The sequence below is a fragment of the Methanobrevibacter sp. genome (assembly GCF_036307625.1).
Taxonomy (GTDB): Archaea; Methanobacteriota; Methanobacteria; order Methanobacteriales; family Methanobacteriaceae; genus Methanocatella.
This window is the reverse complement of record NZ_JAXJXF010000088.1, coordinates 1-2,181: the sequence shown is the minus strand read 5'-3', so window position 1 is coordinate 2,181 and position 2,181 is coordinate 1. Positions and strand designations below refer to the sequence as shown.

Here is a 2,181-nt window from a genome sequence, read left to right as displayed (position 1 = left end):
CAAATGAAAAAAATGGGCATGAAAATGGAAGATTTGGAAGGTGCCCGCGAAGTCATTATCCGTTTTGATGAAAAAGAATTGATTATTGATAATCCTAGTGTAAGTTTAATGAATGTGATGGGTCAGGAAACTTACCAGATTGAAGGTAAAGCTCGTGAAGTTGAGTTAGAGTATGAAGTTGAAATTCCAGATGAGGATATTGAAATGGTAGCTAATTCAGCTAATGTTTCTAAAGAAGATGCTAAAGCTGCTTTAGAAGAATGTAAAGGTGATTTGGCAGAAGCCATCATGAAATTAAATAGCTAGATACTATGACTGTCATTGCCCATATTTCAGATTTGCATATCAGTAAATCTGATTTCGATGAAGAAATGTTCATGCTCGCTGTAGCTGAAATCAACGAGTTACAACCTGATATGATAATACTGACAGGAGATATTACTAATAATGGTTATTATAAGCAATTCAAGCAAGCAACCAAATATCTGGCAATGTTTGAACCACCATTGTTTGCAGTTCCTGGCAACCATGATGCTCGTAATTTGGGTTATCAAACTTTTGAAGAGTTAATTGGCGAAAGAAGTTGGAAATTAACAGTCGGGGATGATTTTACTGTGATTGGATTGGACAGCAGTACTCCTGATGAAAGTAGTGGAGACATTGGTCGTCCTCAACATTTATGGTTGGAACATCAGTTAGATGAATGTGTAATTAATGAAAATTTCACAATTGTTGTTTTACACCATCATGTTATTCCTATTCCTCAAACTGGACGTGAACGTAATGTTTTATCTGATTCTGGGGATATTTTAAAAACCTTAACAACACATGAAGTTGACCTGGTTTTATCAGGACATAAACATGTTCCTAATATATGGAAAATTAATGAAACTTTAATTGCTAATGCTGGATCGTTATGTTCTGAAAAATTAAGGGGGAAAAATACAAATTCCTATAATGTGTACAATATTTCAGAAGATGAAATAGAAATTTATCTTCATAAGGTTGGTGAGGAGAAGTTTTTATTTGGAAAATATCCTAGAAATGGAATATAATATCCAATTTTAAATTAAATTTAAATATTGATTTAAACAAATATTAAATACTGAACAATTATTTGAAAAATTATTTTTTTAGGTGATATTGTGAAAGTTGTAGTAGATGCATCAAATGTGGCTCATTATGTAAAAAATGAAAAAGGACAGCCTAAAATATCTAATATCATTGCTGCCGTTAAAGCTTTAGAAGAAAGCGAGGATGAATTTGTTATTATTGCTGACGCATCACTTCGTCATGATATTGATGATAAAGCGAAATTTGAAAAATTGTTGAATAGTGACAATGTTGAAGAAGTTCCACCAGGTAATGATGCAGACCATTTTATTTTAGAAATCGCCACAAATGAAAAAGCTAAAGTATTGTCTAATGATAAGTTCAGAGATTATGCTGCTGAATTTAGAAATATTGCTTCAATGAGAATTCCATTCATAATTGAAAATGGAAGATTAACTTTCGGAAAACCTAAACAACCTAAAAAAGATAAAAATATTTTACAAAAAATCTGTGATGAAATAATTAAGGAATTAAACTTTAAGAAATGGGAAATTTATACTGGAAAGGAAGGTTTGGAAATTTCCCCATTAAATATTGCTAAGCAGGCAATAATTCGTATTGATAATGAGAACAATGCTGAGTCTAAACTTGAAAACATTTTTGCTAAAATTCCAATGTTTAACAAAATTGTTGAGATGGTGGACGATGTTGAAATTGCAGCTCCATATGTAATTTTTGTGTTGGTTCATCCTAAAGACTATAAATTGGCCGTTAAAAATGCTGGAAATATTTCCGTCACAGTTGCCGATAGGTTAGGTCTTGAGAAAAAACCGTTAATAGCTGTGCGTAATGATTTATTTACAAAACCGGGTACCTTTGAATTAAATATTATGTTGGCTGACGAAGTAACAGAAATAGCTCCATACAATGTTTTAGTACGTGTAAGTACTTTTGATGAAGTATTTATTAAAAGAAACTCCAGAAATATAGCAAGTACTATTGCTGGCAGATTAGGATCTTGGAAATTCCCATTTGTTTCTGTTAAACCGGATATGATTTTAGAAAAACCTGGGGATTTTGAAATTGAACTTGAAAGGGGAGGAGGTTTAGATGACTAGTGCTTTAACT

The 2,181-nt window shown here is 32.0% G+C and carries 3 protein-coding genes; all 3 read left to right on the top strand.

Features of this window, described 5'->3' with window-relative positions; translation table 11 throughout:
- Positions 1 to 3: 3 nt before the first annotated feature.
- The 3 genes from UIB65_RS05455 to UIB65_RS05445 all read left to right on the top strand — a co-directional run bounded on the left by UIB65_RS05455 (position 4) and on the right by UIB65_RS05445 (position 2,171).
- The gene (locus UIB65_RS05455) at positions 4 to 306 is read left to right on the top strand and encodes a nascent polypeptide-associated complex protein (RefSeq protein WP_330040103.1); all 303 of its coding nucleotides are present in this window, start codon (positions 4 to 6) and stop codon (positions 304 to 306) included.
- Between the two features lie 5 nt (positions 307 to 311).
- Positions 312 to 1,055, top strand: coding sequence for a metallophosphoesterase family protein (locus tag UIB65_RS05450; RefSeq protein WP_330040101.1), 744 nt, complete (start codon positions 312 to 314; stop codon positions 1,053 to 1,055).
- A 90-nt stretch (positions 1,056 to 1,145) separates the two neighbouring features.
- Positions 1,146 to 2,171, top strand: coding sequence for a Zc3h12a-like ribonuclease (locus UIB65_RS05445; protein ID WP_330040099.1), 1,026 nt, complete (start codon positions 1,146 to 1,148; stop codon positions 2,169 to 2,171).
- The last annotated feature ends 10 nt before the right edge of the window (positions 2,172 to 2,181 follow it).